The organism is Larkinella soli (assembly GCF_003703975.1).
Classification (GTDB): Bacteria; Bacteroidota; Bacteroidia; order Cytophagales; family Spirosomataceae; genus Larkinella; species Larkinella soli.
Genome location: NZ_ML112622.1, coordinates 196,827 through 221,809, shown reverse-complemented (window position 1 = coordinate 221,809; position 24,983 = coordinate 196,827). Strand labels below are relative to the sequence as shown.

28 protein-coding genes are annotated in these 24,983 nt (G+C 59.1%); 17 read left to right on the top strand and 11 right to left on the bottom strand.

What is annotated here, in order from left to right; translation table 11 throughout:
• The first annotated feature begins 20 nt into the window (after positions 1-20).
• The gene (locus tag DX909_RS01030; protein ID WP_128543187.1) at positions 21-968 is read left to right on the top strand and encodes a glycosyltransferase family 2 protein; all 948 of its coding nucleotides are present in this window, start codon (positions 21-23) and stop codon (positions 966-968) included.
• A 17-nt stretch (positions 969-985) separates the two neighbouring features.
• Positions 986-2,485 carry an MBOAT family O-acyltransferase gene (locus DX909_RS01025; protein ID WP_128543186.1) on the top strand — a complete coding sequence of 500 codons (1,500 nt, stop codon included), beginning with the start codon at positions 986-988 and terminating at the stop codon, positions 2,483-2,485.
• Here DX909_RS01025 and DX909_RS01020 read toward each other — a convergent pair.
• The 4 genes from DX909_RS01020 to prmC form a co-directional block, all read right to left on the bottom strand.
• Positions 2,466-2,945: a PIN domain-containing protein gene (locus DX909_RS01020; RefSeq protein ID WP_128543185.1), complete on the bottom strand. Its 480-nt coding sequence runs from the start codon at positions 2,943-2,945 to the stop codon at positions 2,466-2,468. The two genes, DX909_RS01025 and DX909_RS01020, sit on opposite strands and share 20 nt — an antisense overlap.
• Positions 2,935-3,144 (bottom strand): hypothetical protein, encoded by a 210-nt coding sequence (locus tag DX909_RS01015; RefSeq protein ID WP_128543184.1) that lies wholly within the window; start codon positions 3,142-3,144, stop codon positions 2,935-2,937. Before DX909_RS01015 ends, DX909_RS01020 begins: the two co-directional genes overlap by 11 nt.
• Before the next feature lie 65 nt (positions 3,145-3,209).
• Positions 3,210-4,184 carry an AAA family ATPase gene (locus DX909_RS01010; RefSeq protein ID WP_128543183.1) on the bottom strand — a complete coding sequence of 325 codons (975 nt, stop codon included), beginning with the start codon at positions 4,182-4,184 and terminating at the stop codon, positions 3,210-3,212.
• Positions 4,181-5,026: a peptide chain release factor N(5)-glutamine methyltransferase gene (gene prmC / locus DX909_RS01005; protein WP_128543182.1), complete on the bottom strand. Its 846-nt coding sequence runs from the start codon at positions 5,024-5,026 to the stop codon at positions 4,181-4,183. The genes DX909_RS01010 and prmC overlap by 4 nt, the downstream gene beginning before the upstream one ends.
• A gap of 88 nt (positions 5,027-5,114) precedes the next feature.
• On the opposite strand from prmC, the gene ribD reads away from it, so the two are divergent.
• A complete protein-coding gene (gene ribD, locus DX909_RS01000) occupies positions 5,115-6,143 on the top strand; it encodes a bifunctional diaminohydroxyphosphoribosylaminopyrimidine deaminase/5-amino-6-(5-phosphoribosylamino)uracil reductase RibD (RefSeq protein ID WP_128543181.1) in 1,029 nt (342 codons plus the stop codon).
• Here the strand turns inward: ribD and DX909_RS00995 are convergent.
• The 3 genes from DX909_RS00995 to DX909_RS00985 all read right to left on the bottom strand — a co-directional run bounded on the left by DX909_RS00995 (position 6,122) and on the right by DX909_RS00985 (position 8,717).
• Positions 6,122-7,327, bottom strand: a complete 1,206-nt coding sequence (locus tag DX909_RS00995; RefSeq protein WP_128543180.1) for an N-acetylglucosamine-6-phosphate deacetylase — start codon at positions 7,325-7,327, stop codon at positions 6,122-6,124. The two genes, ribD and DX909_RS00995, sit on opposite strands and share 22 nt — an antisense overlap.
• Positions 7,328-7,331: 4 nt before the next feature.
• Entirely contained in the window at positions 7,332-8,099 is a 768-nt protein-coding gene (locus DX909_RS00990; RefSeq protein WP_128543179.1) for a shikimate dehydrogenase family protein, read from the bottom strand.
• Positions 8,100-8,168: 69 nt separating this feature from the next.
• Positions 8,169-8,717, bottom strand: coding sequence for a hypothetical protein (locus DX909_RS00985; protein WP_128543178.1), 549 nt, complete (start codon positions 8,715-8,717; stop codon positions 8,169-8,171).
• A gap of 160 nt (positions 8,718-8,877) precedes the next feature.
• On the opposite strand from DX909_RS00985, the gene DX909_RS00980 reads away from it, so the two are divergent.
• The 10 genes from DX909_RS00980 to DX909_RS00935 all read left to right on the top strand — a co-directional run bounded on the left by DX909_RS00980 (position 8,878) and on the right by DX909_RS00935 (position 17,392).
• Positions 8,878-10,080, top strand: coding sequence for a putative sugar nucleotidyl transferase (locus DX909_RS00980; protein ID WP_128543177.1), 1,203 nt, complete (start codon positions 8,878-8,880; stop codon positions 10,078-10,080).
• A 6-nt stretch (positions 10,081-10,086) separates the two neighbouring features.
• Positions 10,087-11,202, top strand: coding sequence for a DNA polymerase III subunit (locus DX909_RS00975; protein ID WP_128543176.1), 1,116 nt, complete (start codon positions 10,087-10,089; stop codon positions 11,200-11,202).
• Positions 11,199-11,678 carry an ATP-dependent zinc protease family protein gene (locus DX909_RS00970; protein ID WP_128543175.1) on the top strand — a complete coding sequence of 160 codons (480 nt, stop codon included), beginning with the start codon at positions 11,199-11,201 and terminating at the stop codon, positions 11,676-11,678. Before DX909_RS00975 ends, DX909_RS00970 begins: the two co-directional genes overlap by 4 nt.
• Positions 11,679-11,753: 75 nt before the next feature.
• Complete coding sequence (gene rimK, locus DX909_RS00965; RefSeq protein WP_128543174.1) at positions 11,754-12,656, top strand: 30S ribosomal protein S6--L-glutamate ligase; 903 nt, start codon at positions 11,754-11,756, stop codon at positions 12,654-12,656.
• A gap of 16 nt (positions 12,657-12,672) precedes the next feature.
• The gene (hemC, locus tag DX909_RS00960) at positions 12,673-13,596 is read left to right on the top strand and encodes a hydroxymethylbilane synthase (RefSeq protein ID WP_128543173.1); all 924 of its coding nucleotides are present in this window, start codon (positions 12,673-12,675) and stop codon (positions 13,594-13,596) included.
• Positions 13,597-13,609: 13 nt separating this feature from the next.
• Positions 13,610-14,041: a GNAT family N-acetyltransferase gene (locus tag DX909_RS00955; protein WP_128543172.1), complete on the top strand. Its 432-nt coding sequence runs from the start codon at positions 13,610-13,612 to the stop codon at positions 14,039-14,041.
• An 84-nt stretch (positions 14,042-14,125) separates the two neighbouring features.
• Complete coding sequence (locus DX909_RS00950; RefSeq protein WP_128543171.1) at positions 14,126-14,821, top strand: peptidylprolyl isomerase; 696 nt, start codon at positions 14,126-14,128, stop codon at positions 14,819-14,821.
• Positions 14,822-14,877: 56 nt separating this feature from the next.
• Positions 14,878-15,777 (top strand): SDR family oxidoreductase, encoded by a 900-nt coding sequence (locus DX909_RS00945; RefSeq protein WP_128543170.1) that lies wholly within the window; start codon positions 14,878-14,880, stop codon positions 15,775-15,777.
• 26 nt (positions 15,778-15,803) lie between these two features.
• The gene (locus tag DX909_RS00940; RefSeq protein WP_128543169.1) at positions 15,804-16,238 is read left to right on the top strand and encodes a hypothetical protein; all 435 of its coding nucleotides are present in this window, start codon (positions 15,804-15,806) and stop codon (positions 16,236-16,238) included.
• Positions 16,239-16,327: 89 nt separating this feature from the next.
• Positions 16,328-17,392, top strand: coding sequence for an AI-2E family transporter (locus DX909_RS00935; protein WP_128543168.1), 1,065 nt, complete (start codon positions 16,328-16,330; stop codon positions 17,390-17,392).
• On the opposite strand, the gene DX909_RS00930 is transcribed toward DX909_RS00935, so the two are convergent.
• Positions 17,371-18,015 (bottom strand): hypothetical protein, encoded by a 645-nt coding sequence (locus DX909_RS00930; RefSeq protein WP_229310891.1) that lies wholly within the window; start codon positions 18,013-18,015, stop codon positions 17,371-17,373. The genes DX909_RS00935 and DX909_RS00930 overlap by 22 nt on opposite strands.
• 118 nt (positions 18,016-18,133) lie before the next feature.
• On the opposite strand from DX909_RS00930, the gene DX909_RS00925 reads away from it, so the two are divergent.
• Positions 18,134-19,393: a glycosyltransferase 87 family protein gene (locus DX909_RS00925; RefSeq protein WP_164851159.1), complete on the top strand. Its 1,260-nt coding sequence runs from the start codon at positions 18,134-18,136 to the stop codon at positions 19,391-19,393.
• 31 nt (positions 19,394-19,424) lie between these two features.
• Here the strand turns inward: DX909_RS00925 and DX909_RS00920 are convergent, their stop codons facing one another.
• The 3 genes from DX909_RS00920 to DX909_RS00910 are packed head-to-tail and all read right to left on the bottom strand — an operon-like array spanning position 19,425 to position 20,858.
• Complete coding sequence (locus DX909_RS00920) at positions 19,425-19,874, bottom strand: HMG-box domain-containing protein (RefSeq protein WP_128543165.1); 450 nt, start codon at positions 19,872-19,874, stop codon at positions 19,425-19,427.
• 37 nt (positions 19,875-19,911) lie between these two features.
• A complete protein-coding gene (locus DX909_RS00915) occupies positions 19,912-20,220 on the bottom strand; it encodes a hypothetical protein (RefSeq protein WP_128543164.1) in 309 nt (102 codons plus the stop codon).
• Between the two features lie 11 nt (positions 20,221-20,231).
• Complete coding sequence (locus tag DX909_RS00910) at positions 20,232-20,858, bottom strand: RNA polymerase sigma factor (RefSeq protein ID WP_128543163.1); 627 nt, start codon at positions 20,856-20,858, stop codon at positions 20,232-20,234.
• 193 nt (positions 20,859-21,051) lie between these two features.
• On the opposite strand from DX909_RS00910, the gene DX909_RS00905 reads away from it, so the two are divergent.
• From DX909_RS00905 to DX909_RS00895, 3 genes are all read left to right on the top strand, one after another.
• Complete coding sequence (locus tag DX909_RS00905; RefSeq protein WP_206512950.1) at positions 21,052-22,347, top strand: esterase-like activity of phytase family protein; 1,296 nt, start codon at positions 21,052-21,054, stop codon at positions 22,345-22,347.
• 171 nt (positions 22,348-22,518) lie between these two features.
• The gene (locus DX909_RS00900; protein WP_229310890.1) at positions 22,519-23,109 is read left to right on the top strand and encodes a gluconate 2-dehydrogenase subunit 3 family protein; all 591 of its coding nucleotides are present in this window, start codon (positions 22,519-22,521) and stop codon (positions 23,107-23,109) included.
• 34 nt (positions 23,110-23,143) lie between these two features.
• Positions 23,144-24,862 (top strand): GMC oxidoreductase, encoded by a 1,719-nt coding sequence (locus tag DX909_RS00895; protein WP_128543162.1) that lies wholly within the window; start codon positions 23,144-23,146, stop codon positions 24,860-24,862.
• Positions 24,863-24,983: the final 121 nt, after the last annotated feature.

The window sequence follows — 24,983 nt, the reverse complement described above, 5'->3', positions numbered from 1 at the left end:
AGAATTAACCTATCGTGACTTTGTCCGAACCACAGATTTCGATTGTCGCTCCTCTCTATAACGAAAGAGAATCGTTTCCGCACCTGGTAGCCCGGCTGAATGCGCTGATGGACCGTTCTCCGCTGAGCATCGAGGTGGTTCTGATCGACGACGGCAGCCGCGACAATACCGCCGAACTGATGCAGCGGCTGGCGCTGGCCGACGACCGGTACCACTGCGTCTTTCTGGCCCGTAATTACGGCCACCAGATTGCCCTGACGGCCGGTATGGCCGCAGCCCGCGGAACCGAAGCCCTGTTCGTGATCGACGGCGACCTGCAGGACCCGCCCGAGCTGCTTCCCGACTTCTACGCCAAACTGCAGGAGGGGTTCGACGTGGTGTATGCGGTTCGGAAGAAACGGAAGGAGGGCTTCATCAAGAAAGCCGCCTACTTTCTGTTTTACCGGTTCATGAAGTCGATTTCCTACGTCGATATTCCGCTCGACAGCGGAGATTTTTCGCTGATCAGCCGCCGGGTCGCCAACGTCCTGAACCAGATGCCGGAAGAAAGCCGGTTTATCCGCGGGATGCGGAGCTGGGTCGGGTTCAAACAGATCGGCCTGGAATACGAACGCGACGCCCGACAGGCCGGGGAGTCGAAATACTCCTTCAAAATGCTGCGCCGGCTGGCTTATAACGGTATTTTTAACTTCAGCGAATACCCGATCAAGTTCGTGACCAACCTCGGCATGTTCTCCATCGGGATCGCCGTGCTGTACTTCATCCAGACCCTCATCAAGAAATACTTCTTTGGCGGAGTTCCTCAGGGCTTCACCGCGCTGCTTTTCGCCATCATCCTCTTCAGCGGTATTCAGCTGATCGGGCTGGGTCTCATCGGCGAGTACGTTCTGCGGATTTTCTTCCAGACCAAAGGGAGGCCCTTGTATGTGGTCCGGGAAATCATCCGAAAAAAAGAACGTCAATCCTAAGCGAAGACGCGACCTGAATGCTGTTTAACTCGTTACAGTTTTTGCTTTTTTTCGTCGTCGTGACGCTGGCCTACTACAGCCTGCCGTGGCGGGGACGCTGGGTGTTGCTGCTGCTGGCCAGTTGTTACTTCTACATGGTCTTCAAGCCAGCCTACATCCTGATTCTCTTCCTGACGATCGTCATCGACTACTATGCGGGAATCTGGCTGGAGAAGACCCCCGTCGGCCCCCGGCGGAAGTGGCTGCTCATCATCAGTCTGGTTTCCAACATCGGCATTCTGGCGTTTTTCAAATATTTCGGATTCTTTACGGATACGGCCGTCTGGCTGCTCGATCAGATCGGCCTCGACGGGCCCGCCCAGACGTTCAATAATCTGGCGATCCGGCTGCTGAACAAGGTGCTTTCGTTTTTCGGACAGCAGAGCGCCACCTCCTTCAGCATCGTCGATACCATTCTGCCCATCGGTCTGTCATTTCACACGTTTCAGGCCATGAGCTACACGATCGAGGTCTACCGGGGGCACCAGAAGGCCGAGAAGCACTTCGGGATTTACGCGCTGTACGTGATGTTTTACCCCCAGCTGGTGGCCGGGCCGATCGAGCGCCCGCAGAACGTTCTGCACCAGTACCACACCTACTTCCACTACGACTTCGAGAACCTCAAGGCCGGGCTGATGCAGATGGCGTTCGGCTTTTTCAAGAAAGTGGTGATCGCCGACCGGATGGGTATGATCGTGGGGGCGGCTTACGAGAACCCGGCCGAACAGTCGGGCCTGACGCTGCTCGTGGCGACGCTGGCCTTTACGATCCAGATTTACTGCGACTTCTCGGGTTACTCGGACATTGCCATCGGGGCCGCCCGCACGATGGGCTTCACGCTGATGGACAACTTCCGGACGCCCTACTTTTCGCGCTCCATCACGGAATTCTGGCGACGCTGGCACATTTCCCTTTCCACCTGGTTCCGGGATTATCTGTACATCCCGCTGGGCGGAAACCGGGTCAGCCCGGGCCGCCGGTACCTGAATGTCTTCATCGTGTTTCTGGTCAGCGGCCTGTGGCACGGAGCCAGCTGGAACTACGTCATCTGGGGCGGTCTGCACGGCGCCTACCAGCTCATGGCGGGCTGGCGCGACCGGGCGCTCGACCGGGCGGGCATCCGGTTTCCGGAGGAGAGCAAAGTCTGGCAACTGATTCAGGTCATTCTGACGTTCATCCTGGTTATGTTCACCTGGGTGTTTTTCCGAAATCACAAGGCCCCGGTCGAAAACGCCTTTCTGATTATCGGCAAAATGATCCGTGCGCCGTTCTCCGGCCCGCTTCAGACCCCCCTGAATACCAATGAACTATGGTTCTGCGTGCTGCTCGTGGCGGTCCTGTTCTGGAAGGAGAAGTTCTATCTGACCATCCCGACCCGCAATACGCTGGTCTTCTTCCTGATTTTTCCGCTGATCTGCTTCCTGAGCTACCTGTTCGGCGTCTTCACCTCGAACCAGTTTATCTATTTTCAGTTTTAAGAATCCAATCCAAATCGGTTAGGCTATGGATTAGCCCGATTCCTTCTTTGAAACACGGCGTCTCAAAATCAGCCTTGTCATAACTTGCTAGGTACGGAATTTCATACAGGACACAGGCCGACAGGATCAATGCATCGTTCGGGAGTAGATTGTATTTCGACATTAGATCGAGATAAACCAAAACCGTCTGGGAGCTGTCCGGAACAAACGTGAAAAGTCGGAGGAAATCCTGAGGAGGGTTAGCTGATAGGAGAGCAGGGATTGCCTGAGCTTCTTTCAGGGTCCGTGGGGCTTTCCCGCCCTCGATGGCGAGCAGATGGAAGGTGAATTCACTTAAAACCGTTGCAGAGATACACTTTTCAAGGTTGGGATTCCTAATCAGGGCATCAAAAAGGTCGGTTCGGGACTTCTTTGCTTTCTCAACCAAGAGTGAACTGTCAATAAATATCCTACTGGTCATAAGCATCAAAATCTTCGGTCGAACGGACGGTAACCTTTCCGAAAAACTCTTCCGCTATCTGGGCATCCGTTTTTCCGGAAGGCTGGTGGAGTGGACGTACGATGATTTCCACTTCTACCTCCTGGTTATTTAATTCAGGCGAGAGGGGTATGAAAATACCGCCGTCTTTTACCCATTCCCGGAGTCGAATCGCTGTCATAATAAGTTCGTTTTCCGTAAGTTAGCACTATTCTCCTGGAAATTGTGAACGGCCGGCGGTTAAACTTACCGCCCGATCGCCACTTTCCGCAGGATGGAGTCGATGACCTGGGGGCTGGTGACCCCGTCCGCTTCGGCTTCGTAGTTGAGAATGATGCGGTGGTTGAACACGTCCGGGGCCACTTCCTTGATGTCCTCGGGCAGCACGTAATCCCGCTGGTCGAAATAGGCGAGGGCTTTGGCGGCCCGGTTCAGGTGGATGCTCGCCCGGGGCGACACGCCGTACTGAATGTACTGGGCTTCGTCGCGAAGGCTATAGTCGAGCGGTCGGCGGGTGGCGAACACCAGCTCGATGATGTAGCGTTCGAGCGTTTCGGAAATCGTGATCTTGTTGATTTCGTCCCGGATGCCGAAAATGTCTTCCTTGTCCAGTACCGGCTGCACCTCGTAGTCGAAGTTGAGGTTCGCCATCCGGCGCATCACCTCCAGTTCCTCGTCCTTCGAGAGATACCCCACGAACACTTTCATCATGAACCGGTCGACCTGGGCTTCGGGCAGGGGATAGGTGCCTTCCTGCTCGACGGGGTTCTGTGTCGCCAGCACCAGAAACGGTTTATCCAGCACGAACGTCTCCTCCCCGATGGTCACCTGCTTCTCCTGCATGGCCTCCAGCAGGGCCGACTGCACCTTGGCGGGCGAGCGGTTGACCTCGTCGGCCAGAATCAGGTTGGCGAAGATCGGCCCCTGTTTCACCTCGAAATCGCCGGACTTCTGGTTGAAGATCATCGTCCCGATCAGGTCGGCGGGCAGCAGGTCGGGGGTAAACTGAATCCGCTGAAAATCCAGCTGCAGGGCTTTCGCCAGCGTATTGATGGTCAGCGTCTTGGCCAGACCGGGAACGCCCTCCAGCAGAATATGGCCGCCGGTAAACAGGCCGATGAGCAGCCGGCTGAGCAGCGCCTGCTGCCCAACGACCACCTTGCCCATCTCGTCGAAGACCTGGCGGATTTTGGTATGATAGGATAAGTCGGCTGAGGTCATTTATTCGCTTTCACAAATCGCTCTTTTCCATGAATGTCCTTGAAAATATGGACGTTGCCGTAACCGCGCTCCTCGAACACCTGCCGGGTCTGCGGCCCGAACCGTTCGTTGATCTCGACGAAGCAGGCTCCGCCCGGGTTCAGGTAAGTCCGGCCGAAGTCGGCCACCGCCTTGTAAAACAGAAGCGGGTCGCGGTCTTCGACGAACAGGGCCAGATGCGGCTCATACCGCAGTACGTTCGGCTCCATCTGCTCGGCTTCCGACCAGGTGACGTAGGGCGGGTTGCTCACGATGCAGTCGAACCGGCGGGTTTCTTCCCCCACGTTCAGAATATCCCGCTTTTCGAAAACCACCTCGGCCAGCAGCGTCGTTGCGTTCTGCCGAGCCACCTCCAGCGCATCTTCCGCCACGTCCCAGGCCACGACCGAAGCCTGCGGAAGAAACCGGGCCAGCGTCACCGCGATGCAGCCGCTGCCGGTGCCGATGTCGAGCAGGTTCAGGCTCGGCGTGGTTTCGGCATAATCCCGTACGATGAGCCGGATCAGTTCTTCGGTTTCGGGGCGGGGAATCAGCACGGCCGGAGACACCTGAAACTCAAGGCCGCAGAATTCGGTTGTCCCGATCAGGTGCTGGACCGGTTCGTGGCGGTTCAGGCGGCTGATCAGTTCCTGCCAGTCGGGAGGGGGAGGATTTGTCGGCAGGGGCTTCCCGGCAACGACGTCCGTCCGGCGTAACAACAGAAAATGCTCCAGTAATAAAAACACGATGGCGCGGGCTTCTTCAGGCCGGTAACCCTCCAATTGCCCCACCAGCGAATCAAACAACGACTTGGCCGTGGTCATGCGTACGGAAAATTTGTGTAAATCTGCAAAATGTTACTGACTTTTGACACCCGCTACCCGAACGTTTGTGCCGACTGACCCGATTTACATGGCCCGTGCGCTCGAATTAGCCGCTTTGGGCCGCGGCAGCGTCAGCCCGAACCCGATGGTGGGCTGCGTGATCGTCCATCAGGACCGGATCATCGGCGAAGGCCGGCACCGGCGCTACGGCGACTGGCACGCCGAAGTAAACGCCGTTCGCTCGGTGCCCGACGATGCGCTCCTGCCCGAATCGACGGTCTATGTGACCCTGGAACCCTGTTCCCATTTCGGGAAAACCCCTCCCTGCGCCGACCTGCTCATCGAAAAGCGGGTGAAGCGGGTCGTGGTCTGCAACGACGACCCCAATCCGCTGGTGGCCGGGAAAGGGCTGGCAAAGTTGCGGGCGGCTGGCATCGAGGTCGAAACCGGGTTGCTGGCGGAGCGGGGCCGGGAGCTGAACCGGCGGTTTTTCACTTTCTTCGAGAAGAAAAGGCCGTATTTAATCCTGAAATGGGCCGAAACCGCCGACGGTTTCATCGCCCCGGCCGATTTTCGCCCCATTCCGATCAGCAACTCCCGGTCGAGGCAGCTGGTGCATCAGTGGCGCACGGAGGAAGATGCGATTCTGGTCGGTACCAATACCGCCCTCCACGACGATCCGGCTCTGAATGTACGGCTGTGGCAGGGCCGTAACCCGACACGGGTCGTCATCGACCGGTATCTGAAACTGCCGCCCGGCCTGCGGCTTTTCGACGGCACCCAGCCCACTCTGGTTTACACCATCCTGACACCGCCCGAACCGGCTCATGAAGCGATCACCTACGTGCGGCTGGAACCGGAACGGCCTTTCCTGGAGCAACTCGTCGCCGACCTGTACCGGCGAAAAATCCAGTCGGTCATCGTCGAGGGCGGTACTTACCTGCTCGAACGCTTCCTGAACGAGGGCCTGTGGGACGAGATACGCCTGTTTAAAAGCCCCAAACTGCTTGGAGAGGGGTTGCCGGCGCCGTTGTTCCGGGCCGCGCTGGTGGATCAGGAGCGGATCGGGTCCGACTGGCTGATGCATTACCGCCGTCAGGCCGGAAGCGGAGTCTGAAGAATGCCGTCCGCCAGCACGTGGGTCACTTCCAGTGCAGGGTTCAGCACCGTCAGGTTGGCGACGTACCCCGATTTGATTCTGCCCAGCGTGTCACCCCGCCCGATGATTTCGGCCGGAATGGTGGAAGCCATCCGGAGCGCATCGAAAGGCTCGATGCCTACGTGCCGGATGCAGTTCCGAACGGCCTCCAGCAGCGTGATCGACGAGCCCGCCAGCTTTCCTTCCTGGTTCAGGTATCGCCCTTCCTCGTAACGTATGATAAAATCTTCGTAGGCAAACTCCGGCCGGGGCGGGTTGGCGAGCGTTGCGTCGGAGATCAGGAAAAGCCGGTCGCCGAGCAGCCGCCGGGCGATGCGGATCGTGGCCCAGTCGCAGTGAAAGCCGTCGGCGATGATGCTGGCCCGGACGCCCGGATGATCGAACACCGCCCCGACCACCCCCGGCTCCCGGCTCTCGAACGGCCGCATGGCGTTGTAGAGGTGGGTCGCCAGCGCGATGCCCCCGTCGAAGGCGTCGGTGGCCTCCCGGTAGGTGGCATTGCTGTGGCCGAGGGAGAGCAGAGTAGGGGCGTTGAGGGGTTGGGGAGTCTGGGGGTTGGGGCGTTGAGAGGCCGAGGGTGGGTTGATGAGGGTCAGGAGGTGGCGGAGTTGGGCGGGGGTGAAGATCTCGGGGGCGATGGTCAGGATGCGGATGACGTCGCGGCCTTTTTCAAACAGCTCGGTCAGTTCGCTTTCTTCCGGTTTTCGCACATAATTGGCGCTGTGGGCGCCCCGTTTCACCATGTTGATATACGGCCCCTCCACGTGCAGGCCCAGGACCCCGTTCGGATTTGTCTGTTGAACCTGCCGGACGGCCTCCACGGCCGCCAGATTGACGGCATGGGAGGTCGAATACAGGGTCGGCAGGACCGAGGTCGTCCCGTTCTTCAGGTGCGTCCGGTAGATATGATCGACGGTTTCGGCCGTCGGGAGTTCATTCAGAAACAAGTCGGAGCCGCCGTACAACTGAAGGTCGACGAAGCCTGGAACCAGCCAGTTCCCTTCCAGATCGATCGTTTCCGGGCCGGAAGCCGGTTTTTCGGTTACCTCCTGCACGAATCCGCCGGAGACCCGGACCGATACACCCGTCAGCACCTCTTCTCCGGTAAAGACCGTCGCGTTGTTCAATAGGATTTCCTGCATGGATTCAGAGCGTTGCAATCGGTTGGTTCCAGATTTCCCAGGACTTTTCCGCCTGACGGTGCAGCATCGGCAGGCCGTTATAGGTTGAAGCACCCTGTTCCCGGCCCAGTTGAAGAAATCGGGTTTCGGTCGGGTTGTAGACCAGATCGTAGAGCAGGTGATTTTTGCTCAGCAGGCGGTAGGGAATGGCCGGACTGGCCTCCACGTTCGGATACGTTCCCACCGGCGACGTGTTGACGATCAGGCGGTATTCGTCCATGATTTCGGGGCTGAGGGCTTCGTAGGAGAGAGCCTCGGCCGAAGGCGTACGGGAAACAGGCCGGTAGCGGATGCCGAGGTCGGTCAGGGCGGTAGCGACGGCTTTGGCGGCCCCGCCGTTGCCCAGCACCAGCGCCTGCAGGGCCGGGGCATGGAGACCGAGCGTCTGGAGCCATTCCTCCAGCGTCGACCGAAAGCCGTAGTAGTCGCTGTTGTACCCGATTTTCCGGCCGTCGGGCAGGACGCGGATGGTATTGACCGCGCCGATGCGGGCGGCCGAAGCCGGGTCGAGTTCATCCAGAAACGGGATCACGGCCTGTTTGTGCGGGATGGTGACGTTCAGGCCGCGAAGCTCCGGGACGGACTGCACCAGCGCGTTGAATTTCTGAATGTCGGGCAGTTCGAAGAGGTCGTAGCGGCTGTCGGGAATGTTTTCCCGGTTAAACTTTTCGGTGAAATATTTCTGGGAAAACGAGTGGGTCAGCGGATAACCGATCAATCCGTAACGGTTCATAGAGGGACGATAAAGTCAGTGGCCCAAAACTAAGGCCAAAACCGATTCCAGCGCCGGATCGAAAACCAATTATTTTGCCTCGGCGACCACCAACGTGAAAACCGCGTCCCGGATCCGGATGGTGTCATGGCGGGATTGGCCCGAGCGGTTGTTTTCGGGGTCGGTCACGAAGGTAGCGTTCAGGCGGCCCCGAATCTCGCGGGATGCAGGGTTATACGAATCGATCGTCACTTCGTTCTTTTCGGATCTGGTTGCCAGCAGGTTGTACCGGTCGCCGTTCTCTGATTGACCCATGCCTTTGTACAGCCAGGCCGAAAGGGGGGTGCCGTGGAAGTCGTCCCAGCGGTTGGGCCGCAGCGCGTAGGTTCCCGGCTCGACGGGCAACTGATTCAGACTCAGCCATTCTACGCTGCCGTTGACCTGCGGAACGGTGCATTCCTCCACCATGAGGTTGATCGTGTCGCGGTTGATGAAGGAAGCAGTCGGTGCGGCAATCCATTCCTGCCGGTTTTTCAGCCCCAGAAAGTTGCCGCAGGCTGCCGGCTTCGGTTCACTTATTTTCTTATTGTCACAATTCAGCAGAAGCCCGATGAGGCCCAGCAGCAGGAAATTTCTCATAGAAATGGAGTGGGTAGAGCAATCTGATCACCCTAATGATCATTATGACGTCAAAATGGTTTAAAAGACACGATTAAAAAATAAACCATTTGTTAAAAAATTCCGGCTGTCACATTCCCGATTAAACGTGGATATTTGCACCCGGAATGTTCACCAACCTATGTATAATCTGATTCTGTTTGATGAACCCGCCATCCGTACCGCCCTGCTTCCTTTTACCTTTACGCGGCCGGTGAGCGAAGTTCGAGTTGGTATTCAGACAATTACCGAAAAATGGGCTACCGAATTCAACACCACGCCCTCGTTCCTGACGGAGCCCTATCTGCAAAGGAAATATGAATACAGGACACATGAAACAAACTTTTTCGTAAACGGCGGCATTTGCCCGTCCGAAGCGCTGGTGGAGGCCATCCGCGGTTTGCCGGACGAAACCGCCCTGGCGGCCCCCGACGGCCGGCTGATCGCCCTCCGTACCGCCCGCACCCCCGCCGAACCTCCGACGGCCGGCCAGGCCCGGGCCACCCGGATTTTTGCGGAAACCCTGACGGTGATCCGAACCCTGCCGGATTTGTTTCTGAACAACGGCAGCCAGATTCGGGCGGATTTCCGGCGGCTGACGGCCGGGCGGCCATCGCAGCCGATTACGGACCCGCATACACGCTGTTACGGGGAAGAACATATTTTTGTGGAGGAAGGGGCCGTCATCCGTGCCGCCATCCTCAATGCCGAAAACGGACCGATCTATATCGGCCGGAATGCCGTCATTCAGGATGGAACGATCATGCTCGGCCCGTTCGCCCTCTGCGACAACGCCACCGTCAACTGGGGCGCAAAAATGCGGAGCAACACCACCGTCGGGCCCTTCTGCAAAGTGGGCGGAGAAGTCGGCAGTTCGGTATTTTTCGGCTACAGCAACAAGGGCCACGAAGGGTTTCTCGGGAATTCGGTGATCGGCGAATGGTGCAACCTGGGCGCCAATACCAACAACTCAAATCTGAAAAACGATTACACCAGCGTCAAACTCCACAGCTACGCCACCGGCGGGCTGGAAGATACCGGAGAGACGTTCTGCGGGCTGATGATGGGCGATTATACCAAAGCCGGCATCAGCACCATGTTCAATACCGGCACCGTCGTCGGCGTTAACGTCAATGTTTACGGACCCGGTTTTCAGCCGAAATACATTCCGTCCTTTTCCTGGGGCGGAGCGGGCGAAGGATTTACGGATTACCGGCTGGAAAAAGCCATCCAGGTGGCGCGGGAAGCCGCCGGCCGCCGGGGTGTCGCCTTCGACGAAACGGAGGAAAGCATTCTGAGAGAAGTATACCGTCGGACGCAGCAGGCTCCCGAGGGAAAAAGGTAAACCATCATGCAGTTCCGCGAAATCATCGGTCACGACGATACGAAGCAGGCCCTGCTCCGGGCGGTGCAGACCAATCACGTGGCCCACGCCCAGCTTTTCGACGGGCCGCCGGGCAGCGCCAATCTGGCCCTGGCGCTGGCGTTTGCCACCTATCTGAACTGCGAAGACCGGCAGGAGACGGATTCCTGCGGCCGCTGCGCGTCGTGCGTCAAAATGAACAAGCTGGCCCACCCGGACCTCACCATCGTGTTTCCGGTGGCCGGCAGCAAGATGACCAGCGAACATTTCATGCCCGCCTGGCGTCGATTCGTTCTCGACCATCCGTACCGGACCCTCGACGACTGGCTGGCCGAAGCCGCTCTGAAGCAGGGCAACATCCCCGTCGAGGAAGCCCGCGAGCTGCTGGGCCGGCTGTCGCTCAAGGCGTATGAGGGCGAGTACAAGCTCGTGCTGATCTGGTGCGTCGAAAACCTGCACACGGCCACCGCCAACGCGCTGCTCAAGGTGCTGGAGGAGCCGCCCGCCCGGACGCTGTTTCTGCTGGTCACCAACCGGTCGGAAAAGCTGCTGATCACGATCCTGTCGCGGACACAGCGGGTGGCGGTGCGGGCCTTCACGGACGAGGAGGTTCAGATGCATCTGCGGCAGCACCTGAACCTCGACGAGAAACGGGCGCGTCAGGTGGCTTACCTGGCCGACGGCAACCTCTCCGAAGCCATCCGGATTGCGGGCGAGGAGCCCGACGGGGACTTCAACCGCCATGCCTGGTTTGCCGACTGGATGCGGCTTTGCTACAAACAGGACCTCATTGCCCTCGTCAGACAGGCCGACCAGTTCGATACGCTCGGTAAGGAAAAACAGCGGGTGCTGCTCGACTACAGCCTGAGTTTCTGCCGGGATCTGTTTCTCTATAAACACGGTGTCGATGAACTCTTGCGGCTCCCCTCCGAAGAACGTACGTTTGTGGAGAATTTCGGGAAGGTTCTCGAACCGGCCCATCTCGAAAGTATGGTCGGGGAGCTGAACGAGGCTTCCTTTCATATCGAACGCAACGCACGCGCCAAAATGGTGATGATGGATTTGTCACTGACGTTCAGCCGCCTGATCCGCAACGGAAAATGAACCCGCCGAAGCGAACGCCCCGGGTGAAACGCCCCATGCAGACCATCGGCTATGCCGACCGGGTCGATTTCCCGGACCTGAGCCTGACCGACATCGAAGCCAAGGTCGATACCGGGGCCTATACCTCGGCCCTCCACTGCACCGACGTGAAGCTCGTGCCGGGAGGGGGGGAGCGTTACCGGCTGCGGTTTACGATCCTAAGCGGAGAAGGGCGGAAAAAGCGCCAGTATCTGGTCGATTCCTTTCAGTATAAAACCATAAAAAATTCATTCGGCCAATCCGAAAAACGCTTTGTCATCAAAACCCGTATCCTGATTATGGGGCGGCTCATCCGGGCCGAATTTTCACTGGCCAACCGGGGCAGTATGCGCTTCCCGGTGCTGCTCGGACGCAAACTATTGCGAAATAAATTTGTTGTTGACGTATCACGGCAAAACGTCTCCTTTCTGATGAAGCAACAGGCCGCCGGCAATTGAGCAAACGGTACCAATCGAGTCATTATCAGGTGCCATCTTCACCTTTTCTTCCATTCGACTACCCTATTTTTTTATATGCGTATCGCCATATTGTCTACCAACCCCGACCTGTACTCAACGCAGCGGTTGGTAGAAGCCGTTGAACAGAGGGGGCACGAGCCGACCGTCATCGACCACCTGCGGTGCCAGGTCATGATCGAAGGCGGAAAACCGTCCGTCCTCTACAAAGGGCAGCCCATCGAGCATATCGACGCCATCGTGCCGCGTATCGGGGCTTCCGTTACGGACTACGGCTGTGCGGTGGTACGTCAGTTCGAGATGATGAAAGTCTTCACGACGGCCAAGTCGCAGGCCATCACCCGCTCGCGGAATAAACTGCGGAGCCTTCAGGTCCTGTCCAGAGCCGGAGTCGGTTTGCCCAAGACGGTATTTGCCAAGCATCCCAAAGACGTCGATCAGCTGCTCAAGCTCGTCGGTGGTCCGCCGGTGGTCATCAAGCTGCTCGAAGGCACCCAGGGGCTGGGCGTGGTGCTGGCCGAAACCGCCAAAACCGCCAAGTCGGCCATCGAGGCTTTTTACGGTCTGAAAGCGAATGTGCTGATTCAGGAGTATATTGCCGAGGCAAAAGGGGCCGACATCCGGGCCTTCGTGGTCGGCAGCCGGGTGGTGGGCGCCATGAAGCGCCAGGGCCGGGAGGGCGAGTTCCGCTCGAACCTGCACCGGGGCGGCAATGCGGTTTCCGTGAGCCTGACGCCCGACGAGGAATGGACGGCCGTCAGCGCGGCCCGGGCGCTCGGGCTACGGGTGGCCGGGGTCGACCTGCTCCAGTCCAACCGGGGGCCGCTGGTGCTGGAAGTTAATTCGTCGCCGGGGCTGGAAGGCATCGAGAAAACCACCGGCATCGACCTGGCCAGCCAGATCGTTGAGTTTATTGAAGAAAAAATTCCGACGGACGAAAACGACACCGTCGGCGTATAACCCTCCTGTTCAGTACATGAAAATAAAAATCGGGACGCGCGGTAGTCAACTGGCTCTATGGCAGGCGTATTATATCCAGGATCTGCTGAAAGCCGGGGGCGTCGAGTCCGAACTGGTCATCATCGAAACCAAAGGCGATAAGATTCTGGACCGGTCCCTGTCGAAGATCGGCAGCAAGGGCGTGTTTACCCAGGAACTGGAAGACCAGCTCCGCGCCGGGGGCATCGACATCGCCGTCCACAGTGCCAAAGACCTTCAGTCGTCGATTCCGAATGACCTGGCTATCATCGCCTTTACCGAACGGGAACGGGTGAACGACGTGCTGGTCAGTCATGATAAAAGCCTTTCCCTGCAGGGCGGGAAGGAGTTTGTGGTCGGGACCTCGTCTACGCGCCGGGTGGCGATGCTGAAGCACTTCTGCCCGCACATCACTACTGTCGATATGCGCGGCAACCTGCAAACCCGGCTCCGCAAACTGGAGGAAGGCCAGTGCGACGCTCTCCTGCTGGCGTACGCGGGCGTTCACCGCATGAAATACGACGACCTCATTGCCGAATACCTTCCGATTCAGGATTTTACGCCGGCCGTAGGGCAGGGGAGCGTGGCGGTGGAAGCTTCCGCCGGGCTGGCCCCCGATAAGGTGAACACCATCCGGCAGCTGACCAACCATGCCCCTACCGAAGCCTGTCTGCTGGCCGAGCGGGCCTTTCTGCGCCGGCTGGAGGGCGGGTGCAGCATCCCGGTCTTCGGACTGGCGACGCTGGTCGAAGGCGGGGTGAGCCTGACCGGCGGCATCGTGAGCCTCGACGGCGGAGAAATGCTGCGGGAAACCTTTACCGGCCCCGTCCCGCAGGCCGAACAACTGGGCCATGACCTGGCCGAGAGCATCCTGGCCCAGGGGGGCGATGAACTGTTGCGGAGCGTCCGCCAGAACTTATAAGCAAACCGTTTGTATGATTAGTATTGCCCGTAACGAAACCGACCTGCGTCGCTGCCTTCCCGCCGTTCTCGCCCTGCGCCCTCACCTGACCGAAAGTCAGGCTTTGGAACAGATTCAGTTCCAGCAGGAAAACGACCGGTTTTTCATGGCATTCATCGACAATCCCGACGAAGAGATGGCCCCTGCGGTCATCGGATACCGGATTATGTACCTGCTGTTCACTGGCAAGACCCTCTACATCGACGACCTGTCGACCCTGCCGGGGCAGCGCGGAAAAGGCTACGCCGGCCAATTGCTCGACTTCGTCATCGAAGAAGCCCGGCAGGCCGCTTGCCAGGCCGTGACGCTGGATTCCGGCCACGGCCCGCAGCGGTACGACGCCCACCGGCTCTATCTCAACAAGCGGTTCAACATTGTCAGTCACCATTTCGCCCTGAAGCTGTAGCCGCTCCCGGGGCGTCCGGCCGGTCGAAAACCGGTCGTAATTTGAGGAATCTGTGTAATTTGCAGCCAATCGATTGAAAGACTCATGCGGAAACCGCTTTTGCTGCTTCTTTTCCTGATTACCGGTTCGGTCTGGGCCGGAAAACCGCCGAAGAAAAAAGACTATCTGGTGACCCTGACCACCGACTTCGGCATCATGCGGCTGATCCTGTATAACCAGACACCGAAGCACCGCGAGAATTTCATCAGGCTGACCGAACAGAAATTTTACGACGGCCTGCTGTTTCACCGCATTATCCAGAACTTCATGATCCAGGGCGGTGATCCCAACTCCCGCGCGGCCGTCGCCGACCAGCCGCTGGGTAACGGCGACGTCGGGTACAAAATACCGGCCGAGTTCGTGCCGGAACTGTACCATAAAAAGGGAGCGCTGGCGGCCGCCCGCGACAACAACCCCGAAAAGGCGTCGAGCGGCTGTCAGTTCTACATCGTGCAGGGCCGGGTCTGGGACGACGAGGGCCTGAAACGACAGATGGACCGCAGCGGACGGCCCTTTACCGAAAGCCAGATTCAGACCTATAAAACGCTGGGCGGCAGCCCGCACCTCGACGGCAACTATACGGTATTCGGTGAGGTGATCGACGGGCTGGCGGTGATCGACAGCATCGCCGGCCGGCCCCGCAACCCGCTCGACCGGCCTGAAAAGGACATCCGCATGACGGTTTCCGGCGAGTGGGTGAAAAAGAAAAAGATCACCAAACAGTTTGGTTTCAACTACTAACCGGCAATTTGCCGATCAATCGCCTGCGGGCGGCCTCCCCGCTGCCCGGAAACCTTATGAAAAAGCGTATACTCATTACCGGATCCAACGGCCTTCTCGGACAGAAGCTGGTCGATCTTCTGACGAAACAGCCGCAGGTTGAACTCATCGCCACCGCGCGGGGCGCCAACCGGCTGCCCTTCGGCGACGGCTACGAATACCAGCCGATGGACATCACCGACCGGCAGCAGGTGCTGGACGTGGTCGGCCGGACCCGACCGCAGGTTATCATCCATACCGCAGCCATGACCAACGTGGACCAGTGCGAAGCGGAGAAGGAAGCCTGCTGGGCGCAGAACGTCAGGGCGGTCGAGTACCTGATCGAAGCCTGCCGAGCCAACGACGTGTTTCTGGTCCATGTCTCGACGGATTTTATTTTCGACGGCGCCGACGGCCCGTACGACGAGGAGGCCGCCGCCAACCCGATCAGCTTCTACGGCTGGAGCAAATACGCGGCCGAGAAAGCCGTGATCCACTCGGGCATCCGCTGGGGCATCGCCCGAACTATTCTGGTCTACGGCATCGCCCACGACATGAGCCGCACCAACATCATCCTCTGGGTGAAGAAATCGCTCGAAGAGGGCAAAAACATCAAGGTGGTGACCGACCAGTGGCGCACGCCCACCCTGGCCGAGGATCTGGCCTTGGGCTGCTGGCTCATCGCCGATCAGGAAGCGGAAGGGGTTTTCAACATTTCCGGGAAGGATTTTCTGACACCCTACGAGATGGCGATCAAAACCGCCGATTATTTCCGGCTCGACCAATCCCTGATCAACCAGGCCGACTCGTCGACCTTCACGCAGCCGGCCCGCCGGCCCCCGCGCACCGGCTTCATACTCGACAAGCCGCGCCGGGTGCTGGGCTACGAGCCGAAAAGCTTCGAGGAAGGTATCGCTGTCCTGGCCGGTCAGCTGTAATCCGAAAGCCGTTCAACCCCAATACCATGAAGACATTCGCCAGCCTTGTTTTTTTTGTGATGAGCGCAGCCGCTTTCGCCCAGCTTCCGGGCTCGGGCGAGCGGTTGACGGGACCGGTAACGACCCGGAAGGGAATCGTGCTGAAGGAAGGCGACGACCTTCGCTTCGGGGAAGGGATACATGCCGGGGGCACCTACCGGTACATCTTTCTCTCGTTCGCCAAATTCGGCGACAAAGCCTCGCACCTGGAGGAAGGCTATGCCTACAAGCATGCCGTCATCCGGGAATTCCGGGAAGTAGGATCGGGGAACGACCGGCGGCTGGTGGCGCTTGTAAAACCCAAAGGCGGCATCAGCGTTTACTTCCGCGCCATCGACCTCGAACCGGCGATGGAATCGAAGGAAATCATTTCGGTGAACGGAGTAGCGATCAGTAAGCTGGTCAAAAAGAATCAGTTGTAATTCAATAAGGGCGGTTCCCTTTTGGCGCATCGCCTTTCTCAACGAGCTTCACGGGGCGGCCGGGAAACCGCCCACCGGCCGGATATGCTATGAAACGCCGTACGTTACAAAACCTTGAGGTCATTCTTCTGCTGATCATTTTGTTGTACATCGGTAGGCCCCTGTTCATTCCCCTGAGCTTTGCCGTTCTGATCAGTTTCGTCAGCTACCCGGTCTGCCGGTATCTGGAGAAGAAAGGCTGGCCCCGGTCGTTGGCCATTGCCGCCTGCCTGCTGGGACTTTTACTGTTTTTCGCCGGCATCGGCGGTATCCTGATAACCGGTATTCTTCAGGTGGCCCGGGAGTGGGATGTGGTTTCGAGGGAATTCGGCGACGTGGCCGGGCGGCTGATGCAGTTCCTGAACGACCGCTTCAACCTGACCCCCGAGCAGCAGAGCAATTACCTCCGCCGGTCCGGGCAGGAGGCCCTGTCGTCGGTGGGTGCCATTCTGGGATCGCTGGTGTCCTTTTCGGCCACCTCGCTGGCCATGCTCATCATCATTCCGGTGTTTGTCGCCCTCATTCTGGCCAACCGTGAGATCCTGGTGGCGGCCCTGATGGCCTGGCTCCCCGAACGGTTCCGCCAGACCGGACGGGAAGTCCTTCATGAGAGCGTGGCGGCCTATTATCAGTTTGTGAAAGGCATGGCGATCGTTTACCTCGTCGTCGGGATTCTGAACAGCGTCGGCCTGGCGTTGTTCGGGATCGAGAACTTTCTGTTTTTCGGCTTCCTGGCGTCCATTCTGACCTTCATTCCCTACTTCGGCATCCTGATCGGCGGGGCCGTTCCGGTCGCCGTCGCCTGGACCGGCAGTCCGGCCCAGGCGCTGGGGGTGGTGCTGATGTTTGCCTTCGTGCAGTATCTGGAGGCCAACCTGATTTTTCCGAGAGCGGTCGGTCACCGGCTGAAGATCAATACGCTGGTCATGCTGATCTCCATCATCCTGGGCGGTCTGCTCTGGGGCGGTGCCGGGTTGGTGGTCATTCCTCCCATGATCGGGATTTTGAAGATCGTGGCCGATAAAATCGAGGATTGGAAGCCGCTGGCCATCCTCCTCGGAACGGACGAAACCGAAGATCCATCCGCCCCGGTTCAGCGGACGGCGCGGGAATAGGCCGACCAGGACCGGTCGAGGAGGGACTGCACCCGCTGCCAGTCGGTTTCGGCCATCCGGGTGTTGCGGGCGTCGCGGTAGAGCATGGCTTCGGTGCGGTAGTGGGCATATTCGCGGAAGCGGTCGGCGGGAAGCCCGTACATCAGTCCGGCTTCTTCAGCCAGCAGCCGCTCCCAGTCGGCCGGGCTGAACCGGTCTTTTTCCCGGCGGACAATCCACCATTCCAGTTCGAGCCGGGCGACCTTCCGGATGTCGAACGGGGTCCGGCTGAGGTCGTTGAGGAGCCCGAAATACCGTTCCAGGTCGGGCAGGGCCCTGTGGTAGTCGGCCCGGTTACGGCCGTCCTTGAACACGAAGGCCGCCCTGCCGGCCCGGTAGGCGATAGCGAATGACCGCCAGAAGGGTGCGCCGTACTGCGAGCGCATCACCTCGGCGAGTTGCAGAAACATCCGAACGGGTTGCCGTTCGTAATAGGAGCGCCACATGGCGGCATCGAGCCGGGCCACTTCGTACGGGTCGAATGGCCGGTGATCCCTTCGGCGATCCACCGAAAAGTCGAAGGAGATCCAGGCGGTCAGAAGGAGCAGACCCGTGATCAGTGCTTGTTTAACGGACAATTTCAAGGCGACGGAATTTAAGGGTGAATTCGGATAGGAGACGGAGGAGTTCATACGTATTTCGTTGTTCGTTGCCATACTTACACCGACCGGACTCCGGATGGATTTTTGCCTGCCTGAAACGATGAACAGATTTCTGAAAGCCCTGTCCGTTGCCCATCCCTGGGCGGTGACGGCCGTCCTGTGTGCGGTGGTGCTTAGCCTGGCTTGTGCGGCACTCGACCGGACATTTGTGGTCCACGACGCCGACCTGCACCTGTACCAAACGTATGCCCTGCGCGTGCTGGAAGGGCAGTGTCCGTTTCGCGATTTTCGGGTCGAGTATCCGCCCCTGGCCCTGCTGCCCATGCTGCTCCCGGCCCTCGTCCGGACGGGTGATTTCGACATATATCTGCGCCTGTTCTTTCTGCAGAACATTCTTCTGCTGGCTCTGACCACCCGGCTGGTGCTGGGTCTTCCCCTGTTCCGAAAGGGCAGGTCCGGGCGCCGGCGGGTGCCGGCGGGAGGATACTTCCTGCTGGTATTGATCAGCCTGCCGCATCTGCTCCTGCGGTTCGATATTTTTCCGGCCCTGCTGACCCTTCTGGCGGTACGGGCGGTTTTTCGGGATAAACCGGTCGGAGCCGGCTTCTGGCTGGGGCTGGGAATAGCCGCCAAGCTATATCCGGTGGTTCTTCTGGCCGTCGCCGGTGTTTATTATTTCGGCAGCCGGCAATACCGGTCGCTGCTCCGTCTGGGGGGCGGGGTAGGGGCCGGGCTGGTGGTTAGCTGTTTGCCTCTGGCAGTCCCGGCGGGGGTTGAAATCGTCGGCTTCCTGAAGTACCATCAGGTTCGGGGGCTGCAGATCGAGAGCGTCTGGTCCGGGCTGCTGTTGCTGGGGCAGCAGGTCGGGATGCTCCGGGAAAAGATTGTCTTCAATTACGGGGCCTTCCATCTGGAGTCGATCCTGTCCCATCGGCTGGCGGAGGGGCTGCCGGTGCTGGCCGTGGCCTGTTTCACCGTCCTGACGGCCTGGCTTTTATACCGGTTTCAGATCGAATACCGGCGTACCGGCCGCATTTCGCAGGAGCACCTGGGTTCCGCTTTGCTGGCGGTTCTGTTGCTGTTCATTACGGTCAACAAGGTGTTTTCACCGCAGTATCTGCTCTGGCTGCTGCCGTTTGCCGGATTCCTGTCCCCGGTCCGAATGGTCGTTCTGGTTCTGATTTTTGCATTGACCACCCTGCTTTTTCCCTTTACCTACAACGCCCTGCTGACGTTGAAGCTCCCGGCCGTACTCCTGCTGAACGTTCGTAACGCCTTGACCGTAAGCCTTCTGTTTAGTTTGCTGAACGTACCCCAGGTTCCGTCCTATTCCAGAAAAGCGGAACCTGCCCTGAAGTAAGGCGCCGGGTTCCGCTTTCTGTTGAGTAGGGTCAAATCCGGGTGGCGGTCGGTTCGGCCGGCCGGTCGGGTTCCGACGGGTCGGATTCGTCCGGCCGGCCCCGGTGCCAGTCCCGGCGGCCGCAGCCTTCCCGCCACTGCTGTTTCATCTGCGCCTTGAACTGGTTCCGTTCTTCGGGCGTCATGTTCTGCCAGCGTTCGGCCATGCGCTGCCGCCAGTAGGCGTGGCGCGGATGGCCGTAGCGACCACCCCAGCCGCCCCCGCGTGGTCCCCAGCCGCCGGGTCGGCCGCCGAACCCGACCAGAATCCGGGCCAGCGCCAGCAGGCCCAGTGCCTGCCAGAACGTGATGGCCGGACCAGCAAAGAGGCTGGGAACCAGCCAGTTCCATAACCCCGACACGGCCAGGCCGGCCAGGGTCACAAACAGGAGGGCAAAGGCGGCAATGGCCAGCCCCCTGCGTATCCAGAATCGTCGTCTCATCAGAGTTGTCGAATGATTGAATGATGGAGTGATTGAATTATTGGAGGGCGCTGGTTTTGGGGGTTTCCCGGGTTTCGCGGGGGCATTCTACGGCGGCCCGGTGCCGGTCGTTGCCGTAGTGGCCGTGCCAGTGACCTCCGCGCGGCCCGCCGAAACCGAATCCGCCGATCAGCAGGCGGGTCAGGAACAGGAGGCCCAGCGCCTGCACGAACCGCAGGCGGGGGCCGTTGAATACCGGGGGGATCAGCCAGTTCCAGAGACGCATCACCACGAAGGTCACCAGCAGAAAGAGCGCAACACCGAGGGCAAAAAAGCCTAGTCCTTTGAGAATTAACAGGGGTTCCATAAGTTATTGATTTAATCGTGTATCCATTCGTCGTATAAGCCGCGCAGGCGTTCGCGCAGGTACAGTACCGCATACCGCTTCCGCGACAGGAGTGTGTTGACCGACACCCCGGTTTCGGCGGCCATGTCCGGAAAACTCTGGCCTTCCAGTTCGTGCCGGACGAAAACGTCCCGCTGTTCGGCCGGCAGCTCGCCGAGGGCTTCCATGACGGCCTCCATGACGGCTTCCCGCATCAGGCCGTCGTCGGCGGTCAGGGCGCCGTCGGGCAGCAGTTCGGCGATGAGCATCGGCTCCCCGTCCTCATCGGAGCCGGTCAGCTGGTCTTCCAGCGATACGGTGCGCTTCTTCCGGTACCAGTCGGTGATTTTCCGGCGGGCCACCGCAAACAGCCAGCCGGCCAGATGCTCGATCGGCTGCGCCACTTTTTCGGAAGACAGGCGGTCGATCTCCGCCCAGTCGGTCAGGACGTCCTGCAGCAGGTCTTCGGCATCCTCACGGGTCGGAAGCCGCCGGCGGATGAAATCCAGCAGCCGCGGACGTTCGCGCTGAACCGTTCGGACGGCGTTCGGCTGAACCTTCGGTTCGGGGCCATCCGTTTCGGCCGGGTCCGTCATGGGGTGCAGCGCCAGGTTTCTCATACAATAGGGAAGTCGGATAACAACACCGGATATTGTACGGAGGGTGCCGTTCGGTTTCGGAAAGGGATGAGCGGCCCGTATCCGAAGGCAAATGGCTTATTTTGCTAATAATATGGTAATATGGAGGAGGTTATACTTCACACGCAGTTAACAGCCGGCTTCGTTCTTTGCAGTTTTTAAACCCCCTCCCCCTATGAAGCTACGTTTCCTCCATGTCCTGCTGGCCGGCGGTATGGGCTCCCTGCTCTATGCCTGCATGGCCGACCACCGTCCTATTCCTGATCCGCTGAATTATCCGGCTTTCGCCGAGGTGCCCGTTCTGGGCAAACTGAACGGGGGCGTTACGAGCTTGCAAAGCGCCGTCGAAGTCAATAACGGCGGTTTCGGCTCGGCCATCGCCGTCGATCCGAAGCATGCCGACGTCTTTTTTCTGCTGACCGACCGCGGCCCCAACGTCGACGGTTCGGTCACCAACTCCAAAATTTTTGCCAAAGCGGATTTCTCGCCCCAGATCGGCCGGTTTCGGCTGGTAGACGGCAAATTCCAGCTGGAGCAGCTCATCGAACTGCGCGACGAAACCGGTAAGAAGCTGACGGGCCTGCCGAACCCCGCCGGGCAGGGCGGAACCGGCGAGCTGGCCTTCGACCTCCAGAACAACACCCTGCCGCTCGATCCGAACGGGCTTGACTCGGAAGGGCTGGCCGTCGCTCCGGACGGGTCGTTCTGGGTCAGTGACGAATATGGCCCCCACATCGTCCATTTCGATAAGGACGGCAAAACGCTGGAGCGGATCAATCCCTTCGGGTCGGGCGTGGGCGGGCGTCGCCTTCCGAAAGTGTTTGCCACCCGCCGGGCCAACCGCGGCATGGAGGGCCTGACCATCACGCCCGACGGCACGACGCTGGTCGGCATAATGCAGTCGCCGATGGAAAACCCCAGCCGGGTCAGCGGGTCGCTGGTACTGCGGATTCTGACGTTCAACATCGCTACCGGGGTCACCAGACAGTTTGTGTACCTGATGGAAAGCACAAGTGTGCAGGGCGTGAGCGAGATTCTGGCCGAGTCGTCGACCTCATTTCTGGTGCTGGAACGCGACGACGCCTTCCCGGAATCAGGTAAGAATCGCATCAAGAAGATTTACCGCATCGACCTGAACGGCGCCACCGACGTGTCGGACCCGGCCGACGGGATGAACGGAAAGCTGTACGGACCATCCGGCCAGACGGTCGAGCAGTTGAAAGACCTGGCGGGCCTGACGGCCGCCGGCATCGTGCCGGTCAAAAAGGACCTGGCTTTCGACATCGTGGCCGGCATCCCGACCTACCCGCACGACAAGCCGGAAGGCATCACGCTCGTCGGTCAGACCCTCGCCATCGCCAACGACGACGACTTCGGCGTGGCCAGTGTCAACGGCGCTTTTGCCCAAAAAATACTCCCGGCCACCGGGCAGACCGACAAGAATTTCGTGTACTTCGTCAAACTGAAGTAAATTTCGCTTCAATCGATTGTGGGTCAATTGTATACTTGTCCAGGTGTACTTTTGACCCCTTTTTATTTTGCATTCGCTCGTAATTGGTAACAATCCGCGCCCGAAAGTGTATATATTTGTCATGGATTATTCCGTTACTTTATTGAATCTCACTAACCTTCTACTAATTCGATGAACAGAAGAGATGCCTTGATGCGGGTCGCGGCCATGATGGGGACTACCCTGGCGCTACCTGCACTCGCGGATACGCTTGAAGCTTCGGCCGTCAAGCGGTCGGTGAGCGGAAAGCCTCTGTTGTTTAGTGCCGATCAGGATGCTATGGTCGCCGAGATGGCCGAAGTCATCCTTCCCACGACGAGCACCCCCGGCGCCAAAGCGGCCAAAGTCAATGAAGTGATTGACATCGTTCTGAAAGACTGCTTCAAGCAAAAGGATCAGCAACGGTTCCTGGATGGGCTGACCCACACCAACGAGATAAGTCAGGCGGCTTACAGCAAGAACTTCGTGGCCCTGGACAATACCCAGCGCACCGACATCATGACCAAGCTCCAGGCCGAAGCGGCCCAGCAGCGCAACGCCATGAAGACCGTACCGGCCGACCAGCGGTACACGCCCTTCTTCAATATGCTGAAGGAACTGACGCTGATGGGCTATTTCACGTCCGAGGTCGGTGCCACGCAGGCCCTGAACTACATTGCGGTTCCCGGCCGATTCGACGGCTGCATGGATCTCAAGCCCGGCCAGAAGGCGTGGGCCACCTAACCGAATTCTTGTCCATTATTCATTATCAGGAAGTATGAATCTTAATATAGACAGTATAAAAGCGACCACCTATGATGCCATCGTTGTCGGATCGGGCATCAGTGGCGGCTGGGCGGCCAAGGAACTGACCGAAAAGGGGTTGAAAGTGCTGATGCTGGAGCGGGGTGAAAACATCGAACACATCACGGGCTATAAAACCGCCATGACCGACCCCTGGCAATTCCCGCACCGGGGCCGCGTGCCGACCGAAATCGCTGAAGAGAAGGCCGTACAGGCGCGGACCGGCTATACGGTTTCCGAAGCATCCGAATACCTCTTCGTGAACGATAAGGATAACCCGTATCTGGAAGACAAGCGCTTCGACTGGATGCGTGGCTATCACGTCGGCGGACGCTCGCTGATGTGGGGCCGCCAGAGCTACCGGCTGGGCGACCTCGACTTCGAAGCCAACATCAAGGAAGGCGTGGGGGCCGACTGGCCCATCCGCTACAAGGATATTTCGCCCTGGTACGACTATGTGGAGCGGTTCATCGGCGTCAGCGGCTCGCGCGACGGCCTGATGCAGCTGCCCGACGGCCAGTTCCAGCCGCCGATGGATATGTACTGCCTTGAAAAACACGTCAAGGCGGAAGTGGAGAAAAAGTTCAAGGAGCGGGTGATTACCATCGGGCGGGTGGCTCACATCACCAAACCGACCGCCCAGCAGACCGCCCTGGGCCGGGCTTCCTGCCAGTATCGGAACCTCTGCGTGCGCGGATGTCCGTACGGTGCGTATTTCAGCACCCAGTCGGCCACGCTGCCGGCGGCCATGAAAACCGGGCGGCTGACGCTCCGTCCGCACTCCATCGTGACCTCCGTCATCTACGACGAAACCAAAAACAAGGCCACCGGCGTCCGGGTTGTGGATGAACTTTCCAGGGAAGAACTGACCTTCAACGCCAAAGTGATCTTTCTGTGTGCCTCCTCGATGGCCTCGACCTACATCCTGATGAATTCGACGTCCAACCGTTTTCCGAACGGGCTGGGCAACGACAGCGGGGTCCTGGGGCATTACGTCATGGACCACCACTTCCGGGTCGGTGCCAGCGGCATGTACGAAGGGTTTGCCGATAAATATTATTACGGCCGCCGGGCCAACGGCATCTACGTGCCGCGGTTCCGGAACCTGCCCGGTCAGCAGAAGCGCGACTACCTGCGCGGTTTCGGCTATCAGGGCGGGGCGAGCCGGATGAACTGGGGCCGGGGCAACAGCATGGAAGGTTTCGGCGCGTCTTTCAAGGACGAACTGACCAAGCCGGGACCGTGGGTGATGAACCTCGGCGGCTTTGGCGAGTGTCTGCCGTATTTCGAAAATAAGGTGGTTATCGACAAGTCGAAGAAAGACAAGTGGGGCCTGCCCGTGCTGCGTTTCGATGCCGAATTCAAGGACAACGAGAAGCGGATGCGGAAAGACATGGGCAACGATGCCGCCGAAATGCTCGAAACCGCCGGTCTGAAAAACGTAACCATCAACGACGTCGGCTCATGGCCGGGTCTGGGCATCCACGAGATGGGAACGGCCCGCATGGGGAACGATCCGAAACAGTCGGTGCTGAACAAGTTCAACCAGGTCCATTCCTGCAAAAACGTCTTCTGTACGGACGGTGCCTTTATGGTGTCGGCGTCCTGCGTCAACCCCTCGCTGACCTACATGGCGATGACCGCACGGGCCACCAACTATGCCGTTCAGGAACTGAAACGCCAGAGCCTGTAAATGCCCGGGGCCGTTCACGGAGAAGCATCCGGCTGGTGCCGGTGTCTGTGAGCGGCCCTTCTGCATGCAACCCTTTTTGCCCAAAGCCTGTCCTGGCAAATAAGAACCGTTTCGCTACGCA

Bases quoted from the DNA above. Each gene is read 5' to 3' on its own strand.
- DX909_RS01025 (WP_128543186.1), top strand. From the start codon at position 986: ATGCTGTTTAACTCGTTACAGTTTTTGCTTTTTTTCGTCGTCGTGACG.
- DX909_RS01020 (WP_128543185.1), bottom strand. From the start codon at position 2,945: ATGACCAGTAGGATATTTATTGACAGTTCACTCTTGGTTGAGAAAGCA.
- DX909_RS01015 (WP_128543184.1), bottom strand. From the start codon at position 3,144: ATGACAGCGATTCGACTCCGGGAATGGGTAAAAGACGGCGGTATTTTC.
- DX909_RS01010 (WP_128543183.1), bottom strand. From the start codon at position 4,184: ATGACCTCAGCCGACTTATCCTATCATACCAAAATCCGCCAGGTCTTC.
- prmC (WP_128543182.1), bottom strand. From the start codon at position 5,026: ATGACCACGGCCAAGTCGTTGTTTGATTCGCTGGTGGGGCAATTGGAG.
- ribD (WP_128543181.1), top strand. From the start codon at position 5,115: ATGGCCCGTGCGCTCGAATTAGCCGCTTTGGGCCGCGGCAGCGTCAGC.
- DX909_RS00995 (WP_128543180.1), bottom strand. From the start codon at position 7,327: ATGCAGGAAATCCTATTGAACAACGCGACGGTCTTTACCGGAGAAGAG.
- DX909_RS00990 (WP_128543179.1), bottom strand. From the start codon at position 8,099: ATGAACCGTTACGGATTGATCGGTTATCCGCTGACCCACTCGTTTTCC.
- DX909_RS00985 (WP_128543178.1), bottom strand. From the start codon at position 8,717: ATGAGAAATTTCCTGCTGCTGGGCCTCATCGGGCTTCTGCTGAATTGT.
- DX909_RS00980 (WP_128543177.1), top strand. From the start codon at position 8,878: ATGTATAATCTGATTCTGTTTGATGAACCCGCCATCCGTACCGCCCTG.
- DX909_RS00975 (WP_128543176.1), top strand. From the start codon at position 10,087: ATGCAGTTCCGCGAAATCATCGGTCACGACGATACGAAGCAGGCCCTG.
- DX909_RS00970 (WP_128543175.1), top strand. From the start codon at position 11,199: ATGAACCCGCCGAAGCGAACGCCCCGGGTGAAACGCCCCATGCAGACC.
- rimK (WP_128543174.1), top strand. From the start codon at position 11,754: ATGCGTATCGCCATATTGTCTACCAACCCCGACCTGTACTCAACGCAG.
- hemC (WP_128543173.1), top strand. From the start codon at position 12,673: ATGAAAATAAAAATCGGGACGCGCGGTAGTCAACTGGCTCTATGGCAG.
- DX909_RS00955 (WP_128543172.1), top strand. From the start codon at position 13,610: ATGATTAGTATTGCCCGTAACGAAACCGACCTGCGTCGCTGCCTTCCC.
- DX909_RS00950 (WP_128543171.1), top strand. From the start codon at position 14,126: ATGCGGAAACCGCTTTTGCTGCTTCTTTTCCTGATTACCGGTTCGGTC.
- DX909_RS00945 (WP_128543170.1), top strand. From the start codon at position 14,878: ATGAAAAAGCGTATACTCATTACCGGATCCAACGGCCTTCTCGGACAG.
- DX909_RS00940 (WP_128543169.1), top strand. From the start codon at position 15,804: ATGAAGACATTCGCCAGCCTTGTTTTTTTTGTGATGAGCGCAGCCGCT.
- DX909_RS00935 (WP_128543168.1), top strand. From the start codon at position 16,328: ATGAAACGCCGTACGTTACAAAACCTTGAGGTCATTCTTCTGCTGATC.
- DX909_RS00925 (WP_164851159.1), top strand. From the start codon at position 18,134: ATGAACAGATTTCTGAAAGCCCTGTCCGTTGCCCATCCCTGGGCGGTG.
- DX909_RS00920 (WP_128543165.1), bottom strand. From the start codon at position 19,874: ATGAGACGACGATTCTGGATACGCAGGGGGCTGGCCATTGCCGCCTTT.
- DX909_RS00915 (WP_128543164.1), bottom strand. From the start codon at position 20,220: ATGGAACCCCTGTTAATTCTCAAAGGACTAGGCTTTTTTGCCCTCGGT.
- DX909_RS00910 (WP_128543163.1), bottom strand. From the start codon at position 20,858: ATGAGAAACCTGGCGCTGCACCCCATGACGGACCCGGCCGAAACGGAT.
- DX909_RS00905 (WP_206512950.1), top strand. From the start codon at position 21,052: ATGAAGCTACGTTTCCTCCATGTCCTGCTGGCCGGCGGTATGGGCTCC.
- DX909_RS00900 (WP_229310890.1), top strand. From the start codon at position 22,519: ATGAACAGAAGAGATGCCTTGATGCGGGTCGCGGCCATGATGGGGACT.
- DX909_RS00895 (WP_128543162.1), top strand. From the start codon at position 23,144: ATGAATCTTAATATAGACAGTATAAAAGCGACCACCTATGATGCCATC.